Source organism: Actinoallomurus spadix (assembly GCF_024055725.1).
Classification (GTDB): domain Bacteria; phylum Actinomycetota; class Actinomycetes; order Streptosporangiales; family Streptosporangiaceae; genus Actinoallomurus; species Actinoallomurus spadix.
The window spans coordinates 35413-57703 of record NZ_JAMXMX010000033.1; the positions used below are offsets into that span (position 1 = coordinate 35413).

Annotated in this window: 21 protein-coding genes; 10 read left to right on the forward strand and 11 right to left on the reverse strand. The window is 72.6% G+C overall.

Annotation, left to right across the window (positions count from 1 at the left end; all coding sequences use genetic code 11):
• Nucleotides 1-41: 41 nt before the first annotated feature.
• Nucleotides 42-257, reverse strand: coding sequence for a substrate-binding domain-containing protein (locus NE235_RS33045; RefSeq protein ID WP_252810042.1), 216 nt, complete (start codon nucleotides 255-257; stop codon nucleotides 42-44).
• A complete protein-coding gene (locus tag NE235_RS33050) occupies nucleotides 182-877 on the reverse strand; it encodes a LacI family DNA-binding transcriptional regulator (protein WP_252810044.1) in 696 nt (231 codons plus the stop codon). The genes NE235_RS33045 and NE235_RS33050 overlap by 76 nt, the downstream gene beginning before the upstream one ends.
• A gap of 577 nt (nucleotides 878-1454) precedes the next feature.
• Between NE235_RS33050 and NE235_RS33055 the strand changes: the two genes are divergently transcribed.
• Entirely contained in the window at nucleotides 1455-6998 is a 5544-nt protein-coding gene (locus NE235_RS33055; protein WP_252810047.1) for a GH92 family glycosyl hydrolase, read from the forward strand.
• A 95-nt stretch (nucleotides 6999-7093) separates the two neighbouring features.
• Here the strand turns inward: NE235_RS33055 and NE235_RS33060 are convergent, their stop codons facing one another.
• Nucleotides 7094-7477: a hypothetical protein gene (locus tag NE235_RS33060; protein WP_252810049.1), complete on the reverse strand. Its 384-nt coding sequence runs from the start codon at nucleotides 7475-7477 to the stop codon at nucleotides 7094-7096.
• A 328-nt stretch (nucleotides 7478-7805) separates the two neighbouring features.
• Between NE235_RS33060 and NE235_RS33065 the strand changes: the two genes are divergently transcribed.
• The 4 genes from NE235_RS33065 (at nucleotide 7806) to NE235_RS33080 (ending at nucleotide 13024) form a co-directional block, all read left to right on the forward strand.
• Complete coding sequence (locus NE235_RS33065) at nucleotides 7806-8195, forward strand: nitroreductase family deazaflavin-dependent oxidoreductase (protein WP_289849561.1); 390 nt, start codon at nucleotides 7806-7808, stop codon at nucleotides 8193-8195.
• Nucleotides 8196-8895: 700 nt separating this feature from the next.
• The gene (locus NE235_RS33070) at nucleotides 8896-11277 is read left to right on the forward strand and encodes a hypothetical protein (protein WP_252810053.1); all 2382 of its coding nucleotides are present in this window, start codon (nucleotides 8896-8898) and stop codon (nucleotides 11275-11277) included.
• Nucleotides 11274-11573, forward strand: a complete 300-nt coding sequence (locus tag NE235_RS33075) for a hypothetical protein (RefSeq protein ID WP_252810055.1) — start codon at nucleotides 11274-11276, stop codon at nucleotides 11571-11573. The genes NE235_RS33070 and NE235_RS33075 overlap by 4 nt, the downstream gene beginning before the upstream one ends.
• Before the next feature lie 5 nt (nucleotides 11574-11578).
• The gene (locus NE235_RS33080) at nucleotides 11579-13024 is read left to right on the forward strand and encodes a DEAD/DEAH box helicase family protein (protein WP_252810057.1); all 1446 of its coding nucleotides are present in this window, start codon (nucleotides 11579-11581) and stop codon (nucleotides 13022-13024) included.
• 93 nt (nucleotides 13025-13117) lie between these two features.
• Here NE235_RS33080 and NE235_RS33085 read toward each other — a convergent pair whose 3' ends face one another.
• Nucleotides 13118-14479: an MFS transporter gene (locus NE235_RS33085; protein WP_252810059.1), complete on the reverse strand. Its 1362-nt coding sequence runs from the start codon at nucleotides 14477-14479 to the stop codon at nucleotides 13118-13120.
• 34 nt (nucleotides 14480-14513) lie between these two features.
• Nucleotides 14514-15305: a glycerophosphodiester phosphodiesterase gene (locus tag NE235_RS33090; RefSeq protein ID WP_252810060.1), complete on the reverse strand. Its 792-nt coding sequence runs from the start codon at nucleotides 15303-15305 to the stop codon at nucleotides 14514-14516.
• A 205-nt stretch (nucleotides 15306-15510) separates the two neighbouring features.
• Here NE235_RS33090 and NE235_RS33095 point away from each other — a divergent pair, with 205 nt between their 5' ends.
• Nucleotides 15511-15723: an EF-hand domain-containing protein gene (locus NE235_RS33095; RefSeq protein WP_252810063.1), complete on the forward strand. Its 213-nt coding sequence runs from the start codon at nucleotides 15511-15513 to the stop codon at nucleotides 15721-15723.
• Nucleotides 15724-15848: 125 nt separating this feature from the next.
• Here the strand turns inward: NE235_RS33095 and NE235_RS33100 are convergent, their stop codons facing one another.
• Both NE235_RS33100 and NE235_RS33105 read right to left on the reverse strand, forming a co-directional pair.
• On the reverse strand, nucleotides 15849-16166 hold the full coding sequence (locus NE235_RS33100; protein WP_252810065.1) for an NAD(P)H-dependent oxidoreductase: 318 nt from the start codon (nucleotides 16164-16166) through the stop codon (nucleotides 15849-15851).
• Nucleotides 16167-16334: 168 nt separating this feature from the next.
• Nucleotides 16335-16700 carry a winged helix-turn-helix transcriptional regulator gene (locus NE235_RS33105; protein ID WP_252810067.1) on the reverse strand — a complete coding sequence of 122 codons (366 nt, stop codon included), beginning with the start codon at nucleotides 16698-16700 and terminating at the stop codon, nucleotides 16335-16337.
• 213 nt (nucleotides 16701-16913) lie between these two features.
• On the opposite strand from NE235_RS33105, the gene NE235_RS33110 reads away from it, so the two are divergent.
• Nucleotides 16914-17645: an SDR family NAD(P)-dependent oxidoreductase gene (locus NE235_RS33110; RefSeq protein ID WP_252810070.1), complete on the forward strand. Its 732-nt coding sequence runs from the start codon at nucleotides 16914-16916 to the stop codon at nucleotides 17643-17645.
• A gap of 139 nt (nucleotides 17646-17784) precedes the next feature.
• On the opposite strand, the gene NE235_RS33115 is transcribed toward NE235_RS33110, so the two are convergent.
• The gene (locus NE235_RS33115; protein ID WP_252810072.1) at nucleotides 17785-18168 is read right to left on the reverse strand and encodes a hypothetical protein; all 384 of its coding nucleotides are present in this window, start codon (nucleotides 18166-18168) and stop codon (nucleotides 17785-17787) included.
• Nucleotides 18168-18524, reverse strand: coding sequence for an antibiotic biosynthesis monooxygenase family protein (locus NE235_RS33120; protein ID WP_252810075.1), 357 nt, complete (start codon nucleotides 18522-18524; stop codon nucleotides 18168-18170). Before NE235_RS33120 ends, NE235_RS33115 begins: the two co-directional genes overlap by 1 nt.
• 227 nt (nucleotides 18525-18751) lie before the next feature.
• Here NE235_RS33120 and NE235_RS33125 point away from each other — a divergent pair, with 227 nt between their 5' ends.
• The gene (locus tag NE235_RS33125) at nucleotides 18752-19549 is read left to right on the forward strand and encodes an alpha/beta fold hydrolase (RefSeq protein ID WP_252810077.1); all 798 of its coding nucleotides are present in this window, start codon (nucleotides 18752-18754) and stop codon (nucleotides 19547-19549) included.
• A gap of 15 nt (nucleotides 19550-19564) precedes the next feature.
• The gene (locus NE235_RS33130) at nucleotides 19565-20545 is read left to right on the forward strand and encodes a MerR family transcriptional regulator (protein ID WP_252810079.1); all 981 of its coding nucleotides are present in this window, start codon (nucleotides 19565-19567) and stop codon (nucleotides 20543-20545) included.
• A 31-nt stretch (nucleotides 20546-20576) separates the two neighbouring features.
• On the opposite strand, the gene NE235_RS33135 is transcribed toward NE235_RS33130, so the two are convergent.
• Nucleotides 20577-21116 carry a TrmH family RNA methyltransferase gene (locus NE235_RS33135; protein ID WP_252810080.1) on the reverse strand — a complete coding sequence of 180 codons (540 nt, stop codon included), beginning with the start codon at nucleotides 21114-21116 and terminating at the stop codon, nucleotides 20577-20579.
• Entirely contained in the window at nucleotides 21113-21718 is a 606-nt protein-coding gene (locus NE235_RS33140; protein ID WP_252810081.1) for a class I SAM-dependent methyltransferase, read from the reverse strand. Before NE235_RS33140 ends, NE235_RS33135 begins: the two co-directional genes overlap by 4 nt.
• 99 nt (nucleotides 21719-21817) lie before the next feature.
• On the opposite strand from NE235_RS33140, the gene NE235_RS33145 reads away from it, so the two are divergent.
• Nucleotides 21818-22270: a hypothetical protein gene (locus tag NE235_RS33145; RefSeq protein ID WP_252810082.1), complete on the forward strand. Its 453-nt coding sequence runs from the start codon at nucleotides 21818-21820 to the stop codon at nucleotides 22268-22270.
• Nucleotides 22271-22291 lie beyond the last annotated feature (21 nt).

Consider the following 22291-nt stretch of genomic DNA (forward strand, 5'->3'; position numbering starts at 1 on the left):
ACGGGACACCTCCCGTCCTGTGTTCTCGCGCGGGGGCCTGGTCAGGGCCGGGGAGCGCCCCGGGCGGCCAGTTCGGTCGGAAGCACCACCGTACGCGGCAGGGGCCGGTCTCCCTCGATCCGGCGGAACAGCGGTTCGGTGGCGACCCGGGCCAGCTCGCGCGTGTCGTAGGCGATCACGGTCAGCGGGTACGGCACCAGGCGGGCCAGGTCGAAGTCGTCGAACCCGAGCAGTGCGGCGTCGCCGCCCGGCGGCACAGCTCCTCGATCGCGCCGACGGTGATCCGGTTGTTCAGGGTGAAGAAGGCGGTCGGCAGGTCCGGCCGGTCGAGCAGGTCGGCGACGGCCCGGGCGGCCGCCGCCGGATCGCGGATGCCGTCCCGGACGAGCCTGGTGTCGTACGGCGCGCCGGCCGGGGCGCGCTCGTCGTACGCGCCGTCGAGGCGTTCTCGCATGGTGTGGATCTCGACGGAGTCGAGCAGGATGCCGACGCGGCGGGCGCACGTGTCCCGGAGCAGGTGCCGCTCGCGCGACGGGTCCTCTTCGGAACTGGCGATGATGAGCATCATGTCGTGCTGCCGGACGACCTCGGCGGCGGCTTCCGCGATCGTGGCGTAGAACGGGTTGGCGATCTCCTCGATCAGCAGCCCGATGGTGGCGGACGCCTGTCCGGAGCGCAGCGAGCCGGCGAGGTGGTTGCGGCGGAAGCCGAGCTCGGCAACGGCGGCGAGCACCCGTTCGATCAGGTCGGGCTGGACGTTCGGCGCGTTGTTCACGACCCGCGAGACGGTCTTCAGGCTCACTCCGGCCCGGTTCGCCACGTCGACCATGGTGGGCCGCTTCGTACGGCCGATGTCGCCGGTCGTGCGACGCCCCATACCGGCACGCCTCGCTCGCTTGACAACCTTGTCAGGGCGCGCGGAGTGGTTTGTCTGATATCGACCTCGCCGTCGGTCTCGGCCTCCCAAGGTGGTGTTGCGCCGGCGGCCGTCCCGTCGTGGCGTCGCTTCCTCTCGTCCGTGCGGCCGGGGGATTTGGGACAAGAGGGACACAGGGTGAGCGAGTCGTCACACGTTCCGATCTTGACAACGTTGTCTTCGAGGAAGACCCTAGCCGTGATCTTCATTCGGGTGCCGCTCCTCCGCAGAACCCGCCGTCCCCCATGGAGTTCCCGCATGGCCGAATACCTGCGCCCCTGTTCGCGGCGGCGGTCGCGGTGGTCGTCGCCGCTCCACGGCACCGCTCCCGGCTTCGGCCCGCGCTGATCCCTCGCTCACACCGACGTACGGCAAGCCCGTCTCGCGTACTCGGTAGGCGCACTCGCGCTCCATCACGCAACCCCCGACGTTCGGCGCGTCCCGCGCTCATCGAGTCGAAAGGCCCCGCCTCATCGTGTCTCCACCCCTCCGCACCCCATTGTCCCTCCGGAGATGGGCCGCGGCCGCGGCCCTGCTGATGCCGGTATCGCTGCTCGCCGTCGCCCCCTCGGCGAGCGCGGCGGCGTCGCCCGGCGACTTCCGCTCCTCGTTCGAGTCCGCAGACCCGCAACCCGCCACGAGCACCGCCGAGGTCGACGCGAGTGGCAGACCGGTCCAGGGGAACCTCAGCGGATCGAGCACCAACGGACTGCCCGGCAGCCTGCTCGGCCAGGTCTCCGCGGTGACCGCGAGCGCCGAGAACCCGCCGGACGAGATCGCCACGAAGCTCAAGGACGAGGACCCGTCGACCAAGTGGCTGGCGTTCAACCCGACCGGCTGGGCGACCTACCGGCTGGCCAAGCCCGCGACGGTCGTGAAGTACTCACTGACCTCCGCGAACGACGCGCCGACCCGTGACCCCAAGGACTTCACCCTGCAGGGGTCGGACGACGGCAAGACCTGGACCGACCTGGACAAGCGGACCGGGCAGAGCTTCAGCGGGCGGTTCGCCACCAACGTCTACGGCTTCACCAACACGACCGCCTACGAGTACTACCGGCTGAACATCACCGCGAACTCCGGCGACTCGCTCATCCAGCTCGCCGACTGGAACATCAGCGACGGTTCGGACACGAGGCCGCCGGCCACCCCGATGGTCGGCGTCGTCGGCGCCGGTCCGGTCAGCGGCTACAACATGAAGCCCAAGGCCGGCTTCACCGGATCGGCCGCGCTGCGCTACTCGGGCGGCGCCGAAGCCGACGGCCGCGCGTACGCGACCGACAGGCTGTTCGACGTGAACATCCCGGTCGGGCCGAAGACCCGCCTGTCCTACAAGATCTTCCCCGAGTACACCGGCGCCGACGCGCAGTACCCGTCGACCTACACGGCCGTCGACCTGCACTTCACCGACGGCAGTTACCTGAGTCGGCTGTCGCCCGTCGACCAGCACGGTTACGCGTTCACGGGTGCCGGGCAGGGCGCCTCGAAGGTGCTCTACGCCGACCAGTGGAACGCGGTGCAGTCCGACATCGGAGCGGTCGCGAAGGGCAAGACGATCGACCGCATCCTGCTCGCCTACGACAACCCCCAGGCCAAGGCGTCGACCCGTTTCCAGGGCTGGCTCGACGACGTCACCGTGACGGGCGAGCCGGCGCCGATCGACGGCTCCAGCCTGACGAACTACGTCGACACCCGGCGCGGGACCAACGCGTCGGGCTCGTTCTCACGCGGCAACAACCTGCCGATCACGGCGCTGCCGAACGACTTCAACTTCTTCACGCCGGTCACCAACGCGACGACCGACTCGTGGGAGTACGAGTATCAGAGCAGCAACAACGCGGCCAACCTGCCCACGCTGCAGGGACTGGCGATCTCGCACGAGCCCAGCCCGTGGATGGGTGACCGCAACCAGATGTCGGTCATGCCGGTGCCCGCCGGCGGGTCGCTCACCGGAGCGCCCGGCACCCGGGCCCAGGCGTTCAGCCACGACGACGAGATCGCCCGGCCGGACTACTACCGGGTCGCGATGAAGAACGGCATGACCGCGCAGCTGTCGCCCACCAACCACGGCGGCATCATGCAGTTCACCTTCCCGTCCGGGATGGCCACCGGAAGCCTCGTCTTCTACAACGGCACGTTCACCATCGGGACGGACGGCGCGTTCTCCGGCTGGGTCGACAACGGGAGCGGCAATTCGGCCGGCCGCAGCCGGATGTTCGTGTACGGCACCTTCGACCGGGCGCCGACCGCGTCCACCGCCACGTCCGCGACGTTCGACACCTCCGCGGCGCACGACGTGACGATGCGTCTCGCGACGTCGTTCATCTCCGTCGACCAGGCGCACAAGAACCTCGACCTCGAGGTCACCGGCAAGAGCTTCGACCGGATCCACACCGACGCCACCGCGGCCTGGAACGACCGGCTCGGCCGGATCGGCGTCGAGGGCGCGAACGAGACGCAGCTGGTGACGCTGTACTCCAACCTCTACCGGCTCAACCTGTACCCGAACTCCCAGTCGGAGAACACCGGCACCGCCGGCGCGCCGCACTGGCAGTACGCGAGCCCGGTGTCGGCGCCGACCGGCACGTCGACCGCCACGAAGACCGGCGCGAAGATCGTCGACGGGCAGATCTACGTCAACAACGGGTTCTGGGACACCTACCGCACCGTGTGGCCCGCGTACTCGCTGCTGTACCCGGACATCGCCGCGAAGATCGCCGACGGGTTCGCCCAGCAGTACCGCGACGGCGGCTGGGTCGCCCGCTGGTCCTCACCCGGCTACGCCGACCTGATGACCGGCACCAGCGCGAACGACGCGCTGGCCGAGGCCTACCTGAACGGCGTCAAGCTGCCCGACCCGCTCGGCGCGTACGAGGCGATCGTCAAGGACGCGACCGTCGCGTCCGGGCGCGGTGAGGTCGGCCGCAAGGGCATCGAGACCGGGCTGTTCCTCGGCTACACGCCGACCTCCACCGGAGAGTCGGTGTCGTGGGCCCTGGAGGGCTTCATCAACGACTACGCCATCGGCAACATGGGCGCGGCCCTGGCCAAGGACCCGGCCACCCCGAAGGAGCAGCGCGGCAGGCTCGAGGAGGAGTCGGAGTACTTCCTGCAGCGCGCCCGCAACTACGTCAACCTCTTCGACCCGAAGACGAAGTTCTTCGAGGGGCGCAACGCCGCCGGCACCTTCACCGCCGGCGACCCGCGTGACTGGGGCGACGTCTACACCGAGACCGACGGGTGGAACTTCGCGTTCACCGCGCAGCAGGACGGCATGGGACTGGCCAACCTGCTCGGCGGGCAGAAGGCACTGGAGCAGAAGCTGGACCAGTTCTTCGCCACCCCGGAGAACGCCGACCGCCGCGGCGGGTACACCGGCATCATCCACGAGATGCTCGAGGCGCGCGCGGTGCGCATGGGCCAGCTCGGCATGAGCAACCAGCCGTCGCACCACATCCCGTACATGTACGACTACGCCGGAGCGCCCGCCAAGACGCAGGCGATCGTGCGGGAGATCCTGCAGCGCCTCTACGTCGGCAGCGAGATCGGCCAGGGCTACCCGGGTGACGAGGACAACGGCGAGATGTCGTCGTGGTACGTCCTCAGCTCGCTCGGCATCTACCCGCTCCAGGCCGGCTCGCCCAACTGGGCCATCGGCTCACCGCAGTTCACCCGGATGACCGTCCATCGCACGACCGGCGACATCGTCGTCAACGCGCCCGACAACAGCACGAAGAACGTCTACGTGCAGAGCGTGAAGGTCAACGGGGAGAAGCAGAAGCGGACGTCCATCGACTCGTCCGTGTTCGCCCACGGCGGCACGATCGACTTCCGGATGGGCCCGAGCCCGTCGGCCTGGGGCACCGGCAAGAAGGACGCACCGCCGTCCCTGACCGAGAAGAACGACGTGCCGCAGCCGCTGCAGGACGTCACCGGCCCCGGTCTCGGCACCGCGACCGCGACCGGCGGGCAGGACGCGGCGAAGCTGTTCGACGACTCGTCGACCACGCAGATGACCTTCGCCTCCGGCACGCCGCAGGTGACCTGGGTCAACCGCGGCGGCAAGCAGCAGCCGACGTACTACACCCTCACCTCCGGGGCGAGCGCCGGAGATCCGGCGGACTGGGAACTGCAGGGCTCCAGGGACGGGATCACCTGGACCACCCTCGACCGGCGCAGCGGCGAGGTGTTCACATGGCGCGGCCAGACCCGGCCGTTCAAGATCGATAAGCCGGGGAAGTTCCCGCAGTACCGCCTGGTCGTGACGAAGACGACCGGCGCCGCGCAGACGAACCTCGCCGAGATCGAGCTGCTCGCCGGCGGCGACGTCCAGCTCGGCGGCGGCGACATCGAGGTCACCCCCGCGAGCGGCGTGCACGCCTCGGCCGGCGTCGCGGTGTCCGCACCGCTGGCCACCGTCACCGGCGGCACCGCGAGCGGCTACCAGGCCACGCTCGACTGGGGTGACGGAACACCCGCCACCACGGGCACCCTGACCCTGAGCTCACGGGGCGTGTACAACGTCAGCGGCTCGCACACCTACGCCAAGCCGGGCTACTACCAGGCCAAGGTCACCGTGACCGACGGCACCGGCCAGGGTGTGGCGACCGCCGGAGTCGACGTGGCGTACACGCTGTCCAACAGCCTCACCGCGGCGTTCGACACCGTCTGCATCGGTGACGACGGCACCCTCGCGGCCAACTGCGACGCCAAGTCGTGGGCGTACTCACGCGCTGCTCTCGCGGACGCCGGCGTGACCCAGGGCAAGCGGCACGACGTGCCCGGAACGGCGCTGCACTTCACGCTGCCGGCGACCCCCGCCGGACGGCCCGACGACGCGACCGGCAACGGCCGCAAGATCATGCTCGACCTGCCCGCCGACGCCAAGAGCATCGCGTTCATCGGCGCCGGCACCCAGGGCGACCAGAGCACGACCGCGACGGCGACGTTCAGCGACGGCAGCACCGCGAGCGTCCCGATCCAGTTCAGCGACTGGACGCTGGGCGGCAACCCGGGCGGCACGCCGTCCTACGGCAACATCATCGTCGCCAAGGCCGCGTACCGCCTGCTCGGCACGAACAAGGACGGCGCGCAGCCGTTCCTGTTCGCCACCGCGCCGTACCAGATCCCGGCGGGCAAGACGCTCGTCTCGGTGACCCTCCCGACGCAGACCGGCGACCCCGGCTCGGCGGGCAGGATCCACGTGTTCGCCGTCGCCGACGACGGCACGCCGACCGCCGCGCTGGCGATCACCGCGCCGAAGGACCAGACGGCCACCGCCGGGCAGGCCCTCTCCGCGGACCTCGGATCGGTGACGGGCGGCGTCGCCGACTCGACCGGCTACCACGCCCGCGTCCAGTGGGGTGACGGCACGGTTCCCGAGGACGTCACGGTCGGCTCGTCCGGCGCGATGAGCGGGCGGCACACCTACGCGCAGGACGGCACGTACACGGTGCATGTCACCGCGTGGGACACGCTGTCGAGCGGCACCGGGACGTTCACCGTGACCGTGGGGCGCGCCAAGGCGCAGCCGACGATCTCGGTGTCGAAGTCCGCCGCCGCCGGTGACACGATCACCGTCGCCGGCAGCGGGTTCGCCGCCGGCGAGAAGGTGACCGTAAAGCTCGGCATCAGCCCGGCGCGCAGCCTGACGGTCGCGGCCTCGGAGAAGGGAGCGGTGCACACGTCGATCAAGGCGTCCGGCGGCGTACAGCCCGGCCGGTACTCCGTCACCGCCGCCGGCGCGTCCTCACGGACACCGGCGACGGCGACCGTCAAGGTGACCGAGCAGCCGCAGGCGCGGACGTACCGGCCGCAGGTGACGCTGTCGGACACCTCGGGGCCGCGCGGTACCGCCATCACGGTCAACGCCTCCGGGTTCGCGCCGGGCGAAGCGGTCACCCTGAGGTTCGGGGCCGGCCTCGCCGCCATCACGGTGCACGCGAACGGTGACGGAGTGATCTCCGGCGCGACCCTCAGTGTCCCGGGATCGGCGAAGCCGGGCACGACCCGCGTCACACTGACCGGCGCTCACTCGGCGGCGCAGGTCAGACTGCCCTTCACGGTCACCGACCGGAACTGAGCCGAGAAGGTCGAAGCCGCCGGTGGGCGGACCGTGACCCGGTCCGCCCACCGGCGGCGAGCATGTTGACAGCCCGCACGACAGCGGGAGCGAGGTCAGGCTCCCGTTGATCGCCCGGCCGGCACCGGGGACGTCTCCGGCCCGCCGGCCGGACCGGGGACTCTGGCCGAATCCAGGGGGACCCCGGCCGAATCCAGGGGGATCGGCGAGAACATCGGCGGCTCCTCCTCCGGCGTCAGCGCCGTGGGGCGGTAGATCCAGTCGGTGAAGGAGTAGTCGTAGGCGTCGCGGGCCCGCAGGATCGCCGGAATGGCCGACAACAGCCCGGCGAGGACCTCCGCCTGGCCGCGCGCGAACGAGCGGAGGATGCCCGCGCCGCCGTGGGCCGACCGGCGGAGCCGGCGCAGCAGGTACAGCGAGGCGTCCATGTCGCCGAACCCGGCCGGGACGTCCCGGGCCCGGATGACCTTCGAGCGCACCTACCATCACAAATTCGATCACGCAGTGTGATTTGCCCCCCGGGTGAGAGGGCGGAGTGTGCCGGCGTCCGTACGGGCGATCACCGGACCGGTCAGGAATCGAGAAGCGCGGGCGGTCCGGCCGCAACTAGCCTGACCGTCATGGACCCGGCCATCCGGATTCGCGACGGCGCCTTCCGCGAATCCGCGGGCACGGGATCCGCGTCGACGAGCTCCGCTGATCCGTCCCCCGAGACTGGAGGTAGTAATGACCGAGAGTAAGCAGGCAGAGAGCGGAGGGCGCGCGAGCGGTGGGCCGGGGGCGTTCTCACGGTGGATGCAGCACCGGATGAACGCGCGTATGAACCGCCGTCTCCGGAAGGGGAAGGGCACGTTCATGGGCATGGACGTGCTGATCCTGCACACGGTGGGCAGCCGGAGCGGCCAGAAACGGGAATCGCCCGTGGCCTGGTTCGCCGACGGCGAGGACGCCCGGCTGATCGTCGCCTCGGGTGGCGGAAGCCGCAACCCGGACTGGTTCGTCAACCTGATGGCGCACCCCGACGAGGCGTCGATCGAGCTGCCCGGCCAGGCTCCGGTGCCGGTGACACCGCACCGGCTCGAGGGCGCCGAGCGTGAGCAGGCCTGGCAGCGCATCGCCACCGCCCAGCCCCGCATCGCGAAGTACCAGAGCAAGTCCGATCGGCAGTACCCGGTGGTCCGGCTCATCCCGCGGTGACCAGGTAGACCGCGGGCCGTCCGCGCGGCGGCGCGGGTGCACCCTCCGATCGGGCGGGTCGTGGCAGGACGTCGCCATCGTGGGCGGGCGGCGGTCGCCTCCGGCTCATGGCCGGGTCGCGTGGAGGAGCGACACGGCCGGGCGGCCGGCGGCGAACGGTGCCCGGAGGCGGTTCCGGAGACCCGGGGCCCCTCCCGCGCCCAGAGTCCCGCCGATCGCACGGGCAGCGCCATGCGCAGGACAGGCCGGCTGAGGGGAGGCGCCGGCCGCACGCCGGCGACGGCCCGCTCGGGCCGGTCCGCGGAACGCCCGCCGCGGCCACGGCCACGGGCCGACCGCATGACTTGGCCCCGCGACTTGGCCGCGCGACTTGGCCGCGCGACTTGGCCGCGCGACCTGGCCGCGCGACCTGGCCGCGCGACTTGGCCGCGCGACCTGGCCGCGCGACCTGGCCGGCGTGGCGCGCGTCGGCCGGCCGGGGAGTCCTCGATCCGGCCCGCGCAGGAGGACCCGTTCGCGACGGCCGGGGCGGCATCACGTACGGCGGGCGGTACGGCCCGCTACGAACGCTTCCCGGCCCACCGGAACCCGCCGGCCGGCGCGCGTGCCGTGTCCCGGTGTTGGCGCCGAACCCGGCTCCGTGGTCTGCTTTCTCGCTTACAGTCACGTAGCGAAGCGGGCCGGGAGTGAAGGGCGGGACATGGGGGGACTGCAGTCCGGGGGCGGAACGAGTGCCGTGGCCGCGTCGGCGCATGCCGGGTGTGAGCGGTTCCGGCTGACCGATCCCTTCATCATCCGCAGAACGCGCAAGGTCCTGGCCGCCGGCATCGGCCACCCCGACATCGGCGCCGGGATCCCCGAGGCCCGGTGGACGCGGGCGATGACCTTCGAGAGCCTCGTGCACTCCGAACGCTTCGTCTCCGAACTGCTCACCACGACCGTCGGGCGACTCGGCCTCGCCCGCCCGGAGGCCGTCCGGCGGCGCGACTGCCGCGGCACCGTCGCCGGCACGGCCGCCGAACTCGCCCTGGCCCACCGGGAGGCGGAGTCCTCCGGCGCGGCGACGATGCTCACCGCCCTCGCCGTCCCCTACGTCGACCTGGAGGACGTCCCCGACGCGACCACCGTCCAGCCGGACTTCGCGATCGTCTGCCCCCGGGAGGAGGACGGCCGGACCGCCGGCTCCTGGCTGATCATGGGCGACGCCAAGGACTACGAGCGGATCCGCTCGCGCATCGACGACGGCCGGATGCTGAAGGGCTTCCTGCAGGTCGCGCTGGGCGCCGAGTCCGCCGCCGCGTGGAGCGGACTGCCGGCGGGCGCGCGCGTGCACCGCTGCGGGGCGCTCGCCGTGCCGCGTAACGCCTTCCTGCAGCCCGAGGTCGTCGTAGAGTCGCTCGACGACCACCGGGTCGAGGTCCGCACGAGGGCCGACGAGCGGCTGAAGGCCCGGGCCGAACTCGGCGACGAGGCCCCGGCCGGGGACGCGCTCGGCCCGTACGTCGCCGGCCTGACCGCGACCTTCGACCCGCGCGGCTGCGCGACCTGCAACCTGTTCTCCTACTGCCGGGCGGAGCTGCGCGCGTCCGGCGATCCGCTCGCCGTCCTCACCGAGATCGGGATCGACCGTCTCCGGCGTCCCGCCGTGGCCGGACTGGTGTCCGGTGGAAGCGCCGGCGGGTCCGCGCCGCGGAGCGTCGCCGACCAGGTGCGCGCCACCCTCACGGGCCTGCCGTCCTGGACCGGGCGCCTGCGCACCGACCCGTGCGGGCTGCCGGGCACCATCGACCTGGTCCTCGTGAAGTCGGACGCGTCGGCGCTCGGCGCGCACGGCGTGGCCGTACGGCGGATGCGGGCGGACGGACCGGGCGCCTGGACGCGGCGGGTGTTCTCCGACCCGCAGTCCCCATTCACCCGCCGGGCGGTGATGCGGATCCTGGGCGCGGCCATCCGCGAGAGCCGGGAGGCGGGCGCCGGGCCGGTCCACCTGGTCGTGCCGGACCGGTCGACGGCCGATCTGCTGGCCACCGCCGCGGACTCACTGGCCGGCGTCGAGCTCAGCCGCCTGCGCTGGCAGCACGACCTGGACATGGGCCGGCCGCCCCTGACCTTCGACGGGGAGCCGGCCACGCTGCCGGAGCCCCTGCACGACGACGAGCGGCTCGCGGTCGCCTTCCTCCTGGAGGAGGACCGGGCCCGGGCCATGAGCCTGCGCACGCCCATCGTCGACCTGCGGACCGTGCTGGCCACCCACCTGACGCCGGGTGGCCCGGCCGTCGACGCCGAACGCCTGGACTACCTGCTCACCTGGGCGCAGGCCACCGGCCCGCTCGACCACCGCGAGGTCTCCGACGCGATCGCGGGGCGGCCGGAGACCCCCGGCGCGCGGCTGTCCAACGTCGCCTCCGACGCGATCGACAGGGCCCGCCGCGCGGAGGACACGGCGGCGTACGAGGCGCTCGTCGGCGCGGCCCTGGACTACCGCGTCGAGGTGCTGGAGCGGGCGCACCGGGTCCTCGGCGGGCTGGGGGTCTCCCGGCTGCGGGAGGCGCACCGCGTCCTGGAGGCCGACGCGCAGGAGGTCTGGGGCCGCCGCGTCGCGCTGCGGGCCTCGGACCTGGTCCGTTTCTCCCGGATGCATCCGCGCTGGCGTAACGCCCACGTCGACCTGCTGGACGCCGACCGTACGTGCTTCGAGCAGCTCACCTGCCTGGCCGACACCGCGGCCGCGCGCGACCGGGCCGCGGACGCCGGCGTCCGCGAGCTGGCTCTGGCGACGGTGACCGGCCTCGACCCGATCCGGCTCGACGTGCGCTCACGGCGCCTGGTCGACGGGTCGCAGGTCGTCGCCCTGCACGTGGGCGACCGCGCCGTCGTCGAGCGCCCGGACACGACCTTCAAGATCCAGAAGGGATCCTTCAAGCTCGGGCGGATGCCGATCGGGACGCTCAGGCGCCTGGGGGGACCGAGGGGCTGTGCTGGGATCCGGAGGTCGTTCCCGACCTGGCGGTCGGCGACGTCCTGGTCCTGGCCGACGCCGCCTGGTTCACGCGGTTCAAGTCGGGTCATGAGATCGCCGTGAAGCGGCCGTCCCCGGACGACCGGTCCGCTCCGAAGGCCACCTGCACCCCGGACTCCTACGCCGAGGACCCGGAGGAGCACCAGTGGTGCTGCCGGCCGCACACGGCCGCCGAGGCCGAATGGGCCGACACGCTCGCCGAACGCCGGACCCGCGGCGAGCTCAACCCGGAGGTCTGGCCGCCGCTGGTCGACGAGGAGCGGTTCGACGTCGGACCGCATGTCGGACCGCACGCCGGGCCACCCCCGCCCGCGCCGACGCCGGCCCCCGGACACCTCACCCTCGACGACCTGGACTGAACGGCATGACGATCACCTTCTCGGCCCCCGCCGCACCGCCCGAGGACGCCCGCCACCACGACGCCGCGGCCGAGGGGAACCTCGAGGCCGCGCAGGAGGCCGTCGCCGCGCTCCTCGCGGCCCTGGAGGGCGCCGCCGCCTACGACAGGGTCCTGCTGCGCGCCGCCGCCGGCGCCGGGAAGTCCTACGCGCTGGTGCGCATGGTCCGCGCGGCCCTGGCCCATGAGAACTGCGGCCGGGTGGGCGTGACCGCCTTCGCGAACAAGCAGGTGTTCCCCCTCGCGGGTGAGCTGGGAAGGGAGCTGGGCGCCGCCGCGGTGTGCCTGTTCGTGGCGAAGGACCGGCTGCCCGAGGTCCCGCAGGACGTGCTCGATCACGTCTCCGTCGCGACCTCCGCCGGCGCGATCCCCGACACCTGCGCCGTGGTCCTGGGAACCTCCCACAAGCTGGGCGCGTGGGGAGAGCAGCAGCGGCTGCTGGACCGCCTCGGCCCCGCCGTCAACGCCACGCTGCCGTTCGACGTCCTGTTCGTCGACGAGGCATGGCAGCTGCCCCTGCACCGCTACGCGACGGTCGAGGGGCTGGCCCCGCTGTCCGTCGGGGTCGGTGACGTCGGCCAGCTGCCCCCGATCGACCCCGGCCAGAATCCCTGGCGCGGCGACCCGGGCTACAACCCCTACCGTGCCTGGCCGACCGCCTATGAGCAGGACGAGAAGACCTTCGCCGTGGACCTGCCCGCCGTGTGGCGCCCGACGGCGGCGCAGCTTCCCCTGTGGCGGGCCTTCTACGGGGACTGGGACCGGCTGGACTGCGTGGCGGCTCCGGGGGACCGGGCCGTCGAGCTGCCGGCCTTGACCGGGCCCGCCGCCGCGGTCTGGGCGTCCGTCGCCACCGGCGTCCCGACCCTGCTCGAGGTCGGCGGCCTCCCGGACCCGGAGGCCCCGGACGTCGACCCCGACCTGCTCGGCGTGGTCGAGGACCTGCTCACGCCCCTCCTGGAGAACGGGTTCGCGATCACCCGCCGGCGCTACGACGGCGCGGGCCGCCCCCTGAACGAGGAACGGATCACCTCCGGCGCGCCGTCCGGTGATCCCCTGATCGTCGTCCTCGCCACGCGCAACCAGGCCGTGGACGACGCGACCGCGATGGTCGAGCGCCTGGTGGGCCGGTACGACCTGCCGGAGGGCGTGATCCTCGCGTCGACCGTCGATTCCTGGCAGGGCCAGACGAACGCCGTCACCGTCGCCGTCCACCCGCTGTCCGGAGCCGACCGGCTGGACGAGTTCAACTCGGCGTTCGGCCGCCTCGCCGTCACCTGCACCCGGGCCACCCACGGCCTGCTGATGGTGGCCCGCGCCGGCCTGGACGACCTGCTGGACGAGGCGCCGGCCCGGCCCGGTACGCCGCTCGGCGAGCCCGGCGGCCGGTCCCTTCCCCGCCAGACCCACTAGCGGATCCTGCGGACCTTCAGCCGCGGGACGCTGACGGCCGTCCCCGCGTCGCGCTGACCGCCCGCGGCGGGGGCCGGCGCCGGGCCGCCGTCCTCAGAGCCGCCGGGGGAGGGGGTTGCCGGCCTCGCGCACGCCCCGGGGGACGTTCACAGCGGTCAGCAGGACCAGTCCGGCCACGAAGAACACCACCAGGGAGACGAGGGCGGTGCGGTAGCTGTCGGTCCACTGCAGCGCCGCGGCGAACACCAGTGGCCCCAGCCAGCTGGTCCCCTTGTCGCTGATGACGTAGAAACCGAAGTACTCCGCCTCACGGTCGCGCGGCAGCAGGTGGGAGAACAGCGATCGCGACAGCGCCTGCGTGCCGCCCAGGACCACGCCGATCGCGGCGGCCAGCGTCAGGAACTCCGCCGCCGACCCGCGCCGCAGCCCGTACGCGGCCAGCACGACGGCCGTCCACAGGACCAGGGAGACCAGCACGACCCGCTTGGCGCCGTACCGCCGGGCGAGCCGTCCCAGCAGCAGTGCCCCGCCGCACGCGACGAACTGCACGAGCAGCACCGCCGCGATCACGTCCGTCTGCCCCAGCTTCAGCTCCTCCGTCGCGTACGTCGCCGACATGGTGATGACGGTCTGCACGCCGTCGTTGTAGACGAGGAACGCCAGCAGGAACAGCAGCGTGACCGGCCGGCCGCGCATGTCCCGCAGGGTGCCGGCCAGCCGGGTGAACCCGGAGCGTACGGCCGCGGGCAGGGGTTCGGCGGCGGGCGCGCGGCGCCGGTCCCGTAGCGCGCGCAGGGGGATGAGGGTGAACGCCGCCCACCAGACGCCGGCGGAGGCCAGGCTGATGCGGACCGCCTCCGCCTTGGTCACCCCGAACGCGTCGTGCGCCAGGAACAGCACGAGATTGAGGACCAGCAGCAGTCCGCCGCCGAGATAGCCCAGGCCCCAGCCGCGCGAGGACACCGCGTCGCGTTCGTCCGGTTCGGCGATGTCGGTGAGGAAGGCGTTGTAGACGACGGTGGACGCGCCGAGGGCGAGGTTGCCCACCACGAACAGGCCCGCGCCGAGGAGGTAGCGCCCGCCGCCGACGAAGTACAGGCCCATGGTGGCGAACGCCCCGATGTAGGCGAACGCGCCGAGCAGCGCGCGCTTGCGCCCGGTGTGGTCGGCCAGCGCGCCCGCCAGCGGCAGGACGAGCACCTGCAGGACCACCGACAGCGTGACGGCGAGGGGGTAGACCGCCTTGGCCCGCAGGTCGGCGCCGAGCGGGTGCACGAACCCGTCGGCGTCGGCCGCGGCCTTGGCGATGTCGCTGAGGTAGGGCCCGAGGAACACCGCCACGACGGTCGTGTCGAACGCGGAGTTGGCCCAGTCGTAGAAGTACCAGCCGCGCTGCTCGCGCCGGCGGTCGCGGGGAGTGGTCTCGGCGGAGATGCCGACGGGCGCCAGGCCCACGCGTCCTCCTCGGCCGCCAGGGGGATGTCAGGCCTCAGGCCGGCGCGGCGGCCCACTGCGCGCGGGCGGTCATGACGTCGCGCAGGGCCTCGATCTCATCCGTGATGATGCCATCGACGCCGAGGTCGAGGAGACGTTCCATCTCCGCACGGTCGTTGACCGTCCACACGTGCACCTGCAGCCCGAGCGCGTGCGCGGTCCGCAGGAACGCCTCGGTGACCAGCGGGGTCCGCCCGACGCGCCGGGGCACCTGGGCGCACGGGACGCCGAGCTCGGCCAGGCGCACCAGCCGCCCGAACGGGCCGCCGACGGACCGGGCGCGCAGCGTGGCCACGCCGAGCGGGCTCAGCGCGGTGCACACGTCCCGGCCCGACAGCAGGCGCATGCGGGCGCGTACCCGCCGGAGCCGCCGGTGGGAGAAGGAGGTGACGCACACCCGGTCCCAGGCGCGGGCGCGGTGCAGGACCTCGGTGAGCGGGCCGATGGCGTTCTCGGCCTTGACGTCGATGTTGAGGCGCGCGCCGGGCCAGGCGGCGAGGATCTCTTCCAGGCGGGGGATGGGCTCACGGCCGGCGATGCGCGCCTTGGCGACCTCGGCGGCGCCGAGCCGGGCGATCGGGCCGGTGCGGTCGGTGACCCGGTCGAGGGTCGCGTCGTGGAAGGCGACGAGGACGCCGTCCGCGGTGGCGCGCACGTCGGTCTCCAGGTAGCGGTAGCCCAGCCCGATGGCGCGTTCGAAGGCCGCCATGGAGTTCTCGAGGCCGTCGGGGGACCCGCCCCGGTGTGCGAAGGGGATCGGGCCGGGATGGTCGAGATACGTGTACACGAATGCACCTGTCGTACTAGGGACCGCTGGAGTTCCTCCGCTCTCCACAGTAGTGACCTTACTTCGTAAAGGCGATCACCTGATTGTCTCTCCTCAACGACCATGGGCCACCAATCCACCGCAAGCCGGGCATCCCTTCCACTAGGTTGACTGATCGTGGCTCCGAGAGAGCCGTCATGACCTACGAGAGGGAGGGCCGGGGATCGTGCCGGACACCAGCACCTACGCGGCGACGTTCGAGATCGTGGACGTCAACAAGGACGGGCGCGTCTCCGCGCCGGAGCTCAAGCAGCTCATGAAGGCCCTCGGGGAGGACATCACCGACGAGACGGCGGCCGAGGTCGTCCGCCGGATGGACGCCGACGGCGACGGCGAGATCTCCCTGGAGGAGTTCGCCGCCTACATGTCCCAGTCCTGACGGCCGCCGGGCCGGCAGGGCCGAGCCGACGGCCCTGCCTCCCGCGCCCGGAACGGCATACGCCGGCCGGCGCGGTCACGGCTCAGGGGGCGTGCGGGCGACCGCGAGCCGTCCCGGTACCGGCGTCAGGCGACGTGCGCTCCCAGTCCGGTCACGCCCGGTGCCACGTCCGGTCGCAGCACGAGGTTCCGGTCGTAATCTCCGCCGTTCTGCGTCCGGTACGCGATCGGCTCGGTCGCCGGGATCGCGAGCAGCCGCTCGCGCAGTTCCCTGGCCGCCGCCTCGCCGTCTTCGGGGGTGAACCGGTCGGCGCCCGGGATCAGCGCCGGGGGCAGCACCTGCGCGCCGGCGTAGAACAGGGTGCCGTGCTGCAACGGGAACAGCAGCTCGCCGGCGGCTACGTGGATGCCCCGCTCGCCGTAGAACCACGCCGGCCCGCCCATGTCATCGTGGCCGTGCCATCATCGAACAGGTGGCCCGGAGTCAGGAAGTGCGCGTGGCGGGAGTCAGTGGGCGCCCGGCGACGCGGCCACCGCCTCGTACAGCGGCGTGAAGTACAGCACACCCAGGCTGCTGGTGCTCGGCATCAGGGCGAGCGCCGGGTGGGCGAGTCAGCCGTCGTAGGCGCGCTGCGCCCGCTCGATCTCATCGCTGTGCTCCAGCGTCCACTCGTAGAGCCGAGTGAACGGCTCGCGGAATGACTCCCCAAGGGGCGTCAGCGAGTACTCGACCCCCGGTGGTGAGGTCTGCAGGACTCGCCGCTGAACCATGCCGTTGCGTTCGAGGCGCCGCAGTGTCTGCGTCAGCACGCGTTGCGTCACGCCCTCGAGCTGGCGCTTGATCTCGTTGAACCGTGTCGGCTGCTCCAGGACCGCCAGCACCATCATCGACCACTTGTCGGCGATCTGATCAAGGATCGGCCGGGTCGGGCAGTTCACCTGAAAACGGGGCTCTGGATAGCTGACGTTCCTGGTCATGGTGGTGTCCTCGATGATCCCTGGTATGTGGAAAGTGCGTTCTTGACGTGCTTGAGGGGTCCGCGACGGTAGGTATGCATCAGGAATCTACATGTCTACCAGGAACCAAGGTGAGTAGGGCCGGGTCGACCGTGTTGCCCCTGCCGCGGACCTTGACGCCTGATCCGCTCTGGTGAGCGGCGAGACATCCGCACCGACATCTCAGGAACACCCATGGAACTGCACAACGCCACAGCCCTCGTCACCGGTACGAACCGCGGGATGGGTCACCACTTCGCCGTCGAGTTGCTGCGACGCGGGGCGAAGGTCTACGCCACAGCCCGCCGTCCGGAACTCGTCGACATCCCCGGCGCCGAGGTGCTGAGCCTGGACATCACCGACCAGGCCTCCGTCGACGCCGCCGCGGAAGTGGCCACCGACGTCGACGTCTTGATCAACAATGCCGCTTTCACCGCCGGCGGGAACCTCGTCACCGGTGACCTCGACGCGATCCGGCAGGTGATGGATTCCAACTACTACGGCACACTCGCCATGATCCGGGCGTTCGCTCCCATCCTGGCCCGCAACGGCGGCGGCGCCATCCTCAACGTCCTGTCCGCCGTAGCCTGGACCACCGTCGACGGCAACACCTCCTACGCGGCCGCCAAGTCCGCGGAGTGGGGCCTGACCAACGGTGTCCGGATCGAACTCGCCGGCCAGGGAACCCACGTCGCCGCCCTCGTCCCCGGGCTCATCGCCACCGAGACGCTGAAGGACTTCGTGAAGAACGCCGGACTCGTTCTCCCCGAGGAGGTGATGAACGAACCGGCCGACCTCGTGCGTCTCGCCCTGGACGGGCTCGAGGCAGGGGAGGTGGAGATCCTCGACCGTCTCGGAGCCGACGCGAAGGCGACCCTTGCCGGCCCTCCACGCGCCTTCGACCTGGCCGCCCTCGCGAGCTCGTGACGGGCCGATGGTCCGTGCGGCGTTCGAACGGCACGCCGCCGACCGTGCCGGCGGCGAGGGTCCGCCTACCGTGCCACCTTCCGCGGCCGCGACCGTACGACCGGCTCCTCGCAGCGCAGCACTGATTCCCACGGCGCGGTCAGCGATTCCAGGCCTTCGTCGCCGCCGCGCCGGCCGCCGGATCGTCCACCACGAGGATCAGCCGGTGATCGTGGTCGGAGTAGAGCACCTCGATGTTCACCCCGGCGTCGCCGAGGGCCCGGCAGATCGCCCCGAGCTGCCCGGGCCGTTCCTGGTCCAGACGGCGGGCGAGGACCTCCTGGCAGGCCGTCACGCGCAGACCCGCCGCGCGCAGCGCCGCGCTCGCGGCCTCACCATCGTCGAACAGGAAGTGTGCGACGGCCCGCCCGCCGACGACGAACATCCCGCCGCCCTCCACGCCGGCGCCCGCGGCGCCGAGCGCCTCGCCCATGGCCGCGAGAGCTCCCGGCTCGTCGTCGAGTTCGATCGTCAGGTCGTACATCAGCGGCCTTTCTCGTCGTGGGCGCGGCGGCTGTCGGCGGGCGCCTCGGCACGGTCGAGCGGTCCGTAGTCACGGATCACCTCGGCCATCCGCAGCCGGTAGTCGGTGAAGAACCGGCGCCGGCCGAGGGCCTGCGCGCGCCGGTGCGCCGGGCTGTTCCGCCAGGCGGCGACGGCCTCCTCGTCCCGGAAGTAGCCGATGGCGACGAATCGCCCCGGGTCGGTCTCGCTGGTGAACCGTTCGATGCCGTGGAAGCCGTCCAGCTCGGGCAGCAGCTCACGCAGCCGAGCCGACTCGGTCAGGTACTCCCGGTAGACGGCCTCGTCTCCCGGGTCGAACCGGAACTCGAAGATCATTGCTATCACCGGGCGAACGTATCCCGGCGATGGTTGCGGCCCCATCGAAACATCGGCGTCCCCACGGCCCCCACGGCCCCCACGGCCCCCACGGCCCGCGCGGGCCGCGGGGCCCGCCCGGCTCGGGCGTTCGACGCGCACGGCAGCGCCCGCGGCTTGAGTCTCAAGGGACTTGAGGCCCCATAGTCTCCCGCGTCGAACGCCCGGGATCTCGAGGGAGAGTCATGATGACCGAGGCGACGAAACACGTGGTGTCCCGCGAAGGGGTGGACCTCGCCGTCCGTGACCATGGCGGTACGGGCGCGACGGTCGTCCTGCTGCACGGCGGCGGCCGCACCATGGACGACTGGCGGCCGGTGGCCCCGCTACTCGCCGCGGCCGGGCTCCGGGTGCTCACCGCCGACCTGCGCGGGCACGGCGCCTCCAGCCCGGCCCTGTGGTCATGGCCGGACGCGATCGCCGATCTCACCGCGGTGATCGACCGCCTCGGGCTGGGTGAACCGGCCGTGGCCGGGCACTCCCTCGGCGGGATCGTCGCGGCGCTGTGGGCCACGCGCCGGCCGCGGTGCCCCCTCGCCGTGAACCTGGACGGGCACACCAACCCCACCGGCCCGTTCGACCTGGACGCCGGCGCCGCGCGGGCGGCCGGACGCACGATGCGCCGCTTCCTCGAGGAGGAGGTGCGGCGCGCCGGCGACCCCGCACTGGCCCGGCTGGTCGCCGAGCTGGGCTCCCTGGACCTGTTCGCGACCTACCGGGCGGCGCGCTGCCCGCTGGTCGTGGTCCAGTCGGAGGGCACGGACCTGGAGGAGCTGCTGCCGCCGGAGGTCGCCGCGGCGTTCGCCGCCTACCGGCGCGGGTTCGCGCGTGAGCTGGCGGCGGTCGCGGACGCCACGCCGCTGCTGTCCGTGGTGGACGTCCCGACCGGCCATGACGTGCATCTGCAGGCGCCCGACCGGGTCGCCGGCCTGATCCTGGACCGGCTCGCCCCCGGTCGGGACGGGTACCGCCCGGCGAGCCGATGAGTCAGGCTGGGCGGCATGCACGAGGGTCTGCGCACGATCGGTGAGGTGGCCCGGCTCAGCGGGCTGCCGGTGGCCACCGTCCGGTACTACTCCGACGAGGGGCTGGTGCCACCGGTCGCCAGGTCACCGGGCGGATACCGCCTCTACGACGAGGACGCGCTCGCCCGCCTCCAGCTCGTCCGCACGCTCCGCGATCTCGGCGTGGACCTCGCCACGGCCGCCCTGGTGCTGAGCGGGGCGCAGAGCCTGACGCAGGTCGCCGACCGGCAGGCGGCCGCGCTGGAGGCGCGGATCCAGGAGCTGCGGGTACGGCAGGCCGTGCTGCGCCACGCCGCCTCCCGCGGCGCCGATCCGGCCGCGGTCACCCGGGCACACCGGCTCGCCGCGCTCGCCGAGGGGCAGCGCCGCCGGCTGGTCACCGAGCTCATCGGCGAGGCGACCCGCGGCCTGGAGCTGGAGCCGGAATTCGCCGCGCACCTGCGCTCGATGGTGCCCGTCCCGCCGCCGGACCCGGCGCCCGCGCAGCTGGAGGCGTGGGTCGAGATGGCGTACCTGGTCAGCGATCCGGGCTTCCGGGCGGCGGTCCGCGCGGCGTTCGAGCGGCACGCCGCCGATCGGGCCTCCGGCGCGGACCGCGGCGACCCGGCGAGCTGGCGCCGGGCCGAGCGGGCCGTCATGGACCTGGCCGGCGCGGCGCTCGCCGAGGGCGTCCCACCGGGCTGCGCGCGGGCGCGGGCCATCGTCGAGGAGCTGGTCGGCGTCTTCGCCGACGCGCACGGCCGTGACGACGACGCGGGTTTCCGCCGCTGGCTGGCCGAACGGCTCGAGGTCGGCGCGGACGCCCGGGTCTCACGGTACGTGGAACTGCTGGCCGTGATCGAGGGCCGGGCCGCCGGACCCGACCCGGTCCCGGCGGCCCGATGGTTCCTCGGCGCGCTGACCCACGAGCGGCGGACGGTGGCCGGTCCCGGCGGTGTTGTCGGTCGCGGTTCCTAGCGGCCGGTATCACCGGGACGGCCTGCGCGGGTCAGCGGGCCCACTCGCGGCGGCGGGCCTCGGCCAGGGCGATGGCGGTGGCGACCGCGACGTTGAGGGAGCCGACCCGCCCGATCTGGGGGATGTAGGCGACCGCGTCGGCGGCGGCCAGCAGGGTGGGGGAGCAGCCGTGGTCCTCGCCGCCGACGGCCAGGCAGACGTCGCCGTCGAGGGGGGCCTCGTGCAGGGGCGCCGCGTCACCGGTCAGCTCGATCGCCACGATCCGGTAGCCGTCCTCGCGGGCGGCGCGCACGGCGTCGGCGACGGGCACGGCAGGCTCCCACGTGATGAGGCGTTCGGTGCCCAGCGCGGTCTTACGGACGTTGGAGTGGGTCAGGGGAGTGGCGTTGCCGGCCAGCCATACGTGGTCGACGCCGAACGCCGCCGCGGACCGGGTGATCGAGCCGATGTTGAACGGCTGCGTCACCGACTCGACGAGCAGGGCGAGGCGGTCCTCGGTGCGCCGGCGCCAGGTGCGGTTCAGGCGCTTGACATCGGTGGGGCGCAGTTGCCGGCGCGCGTCGGTGTTCACGATGGGTCCTTCGGGTCGACGGCCAGGACGCGGTACCCGGCGCGGGAGGCGAGGCGTTCGGTGGGGTGGCCCTGGGCGATGAGCCAGCGCTGCAGGGAGTCCGAGCCGAGGTTCTTCTGAACGACCAGGTGGGCGCGGCCGCCGGGGGCGAGGCGGGCCAGCCAGGTCGCCAGCAGCGTGTGCAGGGCCTGTTTGCCGATGCGGATCGGCGGGTTCGACCAGATCGCGGCGAACCGCAGCGCCGGGTCGATCTGGTCGGCCAAACTGAACCTTACATTGTCAAGGCCGGCGGTTTGAGCATTACTCTCCGCGACGGTCAAGGCACGCTCATTGACATCCACACCCCAAACCATCGCCTGCGGCGATCGGCTGGCCATGGTCAGGGCGATGGGGCCGTAACCGCAGCCCAGGTCGAGCAGGTCCCCTCGGGGCGGGGGAGGGGGGACGGTCTCCAGCAGCACGCGGGTGCCCAGGTCGACGCGATCGGGGGAGAACATCCCCCGATCGGTGGCGAGCCGCAGGTGAAGGTCGGGCAGGACGAGGTCGACGCTGCCCGGTCTGCTGCCGGTCTGCGGCTGTCGCACGAAGTAGTGATCCCCCACGTCGGCTGACCGTACCAGCGTCCGGCTGGGGGTGACCTCAGGGGCGGCTCGGGGGGATTCCCGATGGCACTTCCGCGCGGCACGGCGCATCATCGCGATATGACGCATGAACCGGATGTACCGCGCCGCTCCGAGTCGACCTGGATCGCGATGGCGGCGGCCTCCGAAGGGCCCTGGACCCTCGCACTCGCCGGGGGAGCGGCGGTCGGCCTGGCCGACTTCGCCCTGCACCTGCTGGCCTGGCACCCCAGCCTCGCCGCGCCGATCGCCCTCGGCCTGTCGGTGTTCTTCCTCATCGGCGCCGGCGGCGCGCTGCTGCGCCGCGGCCGGGACCGCGCCCGGGCATGGGCGCAGGAACACCCCTGGTCGTACGCGACGGTCCCGGCGGCGGGCACGGCGCTGACAGTATTCGCGACCTACCTGTTCCTGTCCGGCCACGGCCTGTTCGCCAGCCTGTGGGAGGGCCTGTCCGACGGCGTCGGCGTCCTGGTCCTGCTCGGCATCATCGGGTACGTCGCACGCGGCGTACGCCCGGCCGCCCGGCGCGGCTGAACCCCTCCCGCGGGCGCTTTA

Coding starts and splice junctions, on each gene's coding strand:
- NE235_RS33110 (WP_252810070.1), top strand. CDS start 16,914: ATGGAACTGCACAACGCCACAGCCCTCGTCACCGGTACGAACCGCGGG.
- NE235_RS33125 (WP_252810077.1), top strand. CDS start 18,752: ATGACCGAGGCGACGAAACACGTGGTGTCCCGCGAAGGGGTGGACCTC.
- NE235_RS33130 (WP_252810079.1), top strand. CDS start 19,565: ATGCACGAGGGTCTGCGCACGATCGGTGAGGTGGCCCGGCTCAGCGGG.
- NE235_RS33100 (WP_252810065.1), bottom strand. CDS start 16,166: ATGGGCGGGCCGGCGTGGTTCTACGGCGAGCGGGGCATCCACGTAGCC.
- NE235_RS33070 (WP_252810053.1), top strand. CDS start 8,896: ATGGGGGGACTGCAGTCCGGGGGCGGAACGAGTGCCGTGGCCGCGTCG.
- NE235_RS33080 (WP_252810057.1), top strand. CDS start 11,579: ATGACGATCACCTTCTCGGCCCCCGCCGCACCGCCCGAGGACGCCCGC.
- NE235_RS33105 (WP_252810067.1), bottom strand. CDS start 16,700: ATGACCAGGAACGTCAGCTATCCAGAGCCCCGTTTTCAGGTGAACTGC.
- NE235_RS33065 (WP_289849561.1), top strand. CDS start 7,806: ATGAACGCGCGTATGAACCGCCGTCTCCGGAAGGGGAAGGGCACGTTC.
- NE235_RS33145 (WP_252810082.1), top strand. CDS start 21,818: ATGACGCATGAACCGGATGTACCGCGCCGCTCCGAGTCGACCTGGATC.
- NE235_RS33120 (WP_252810075.1), bottom strand. CDS start 18,524: ATGATCTTCGAGTTCCGGTTCGACCCGGGAGACGAGGCCGTCTACCGG.
- NE235_RS33050 (WP_252810044.1), bottom strand. CDS start 877: ATGGGGCGTCGCACGACCGGCGACATCGGCCGTACGAAGCGGCCCACC.
- NE235_RS33055 (WP_252810047.1), top strand. CDS start 1,455: ATGCCGGTATCGCTGCTCGCCGTCGCCCCCTCGGCGAGCGCGGCGGCG.
- NE235_RS33115 (WP_252810072.1), bottom strand. CDS start 18,168: ATGTACGACCTGACGATCGAACTCGACGACGAGCCGGGAGCTCTCGCG.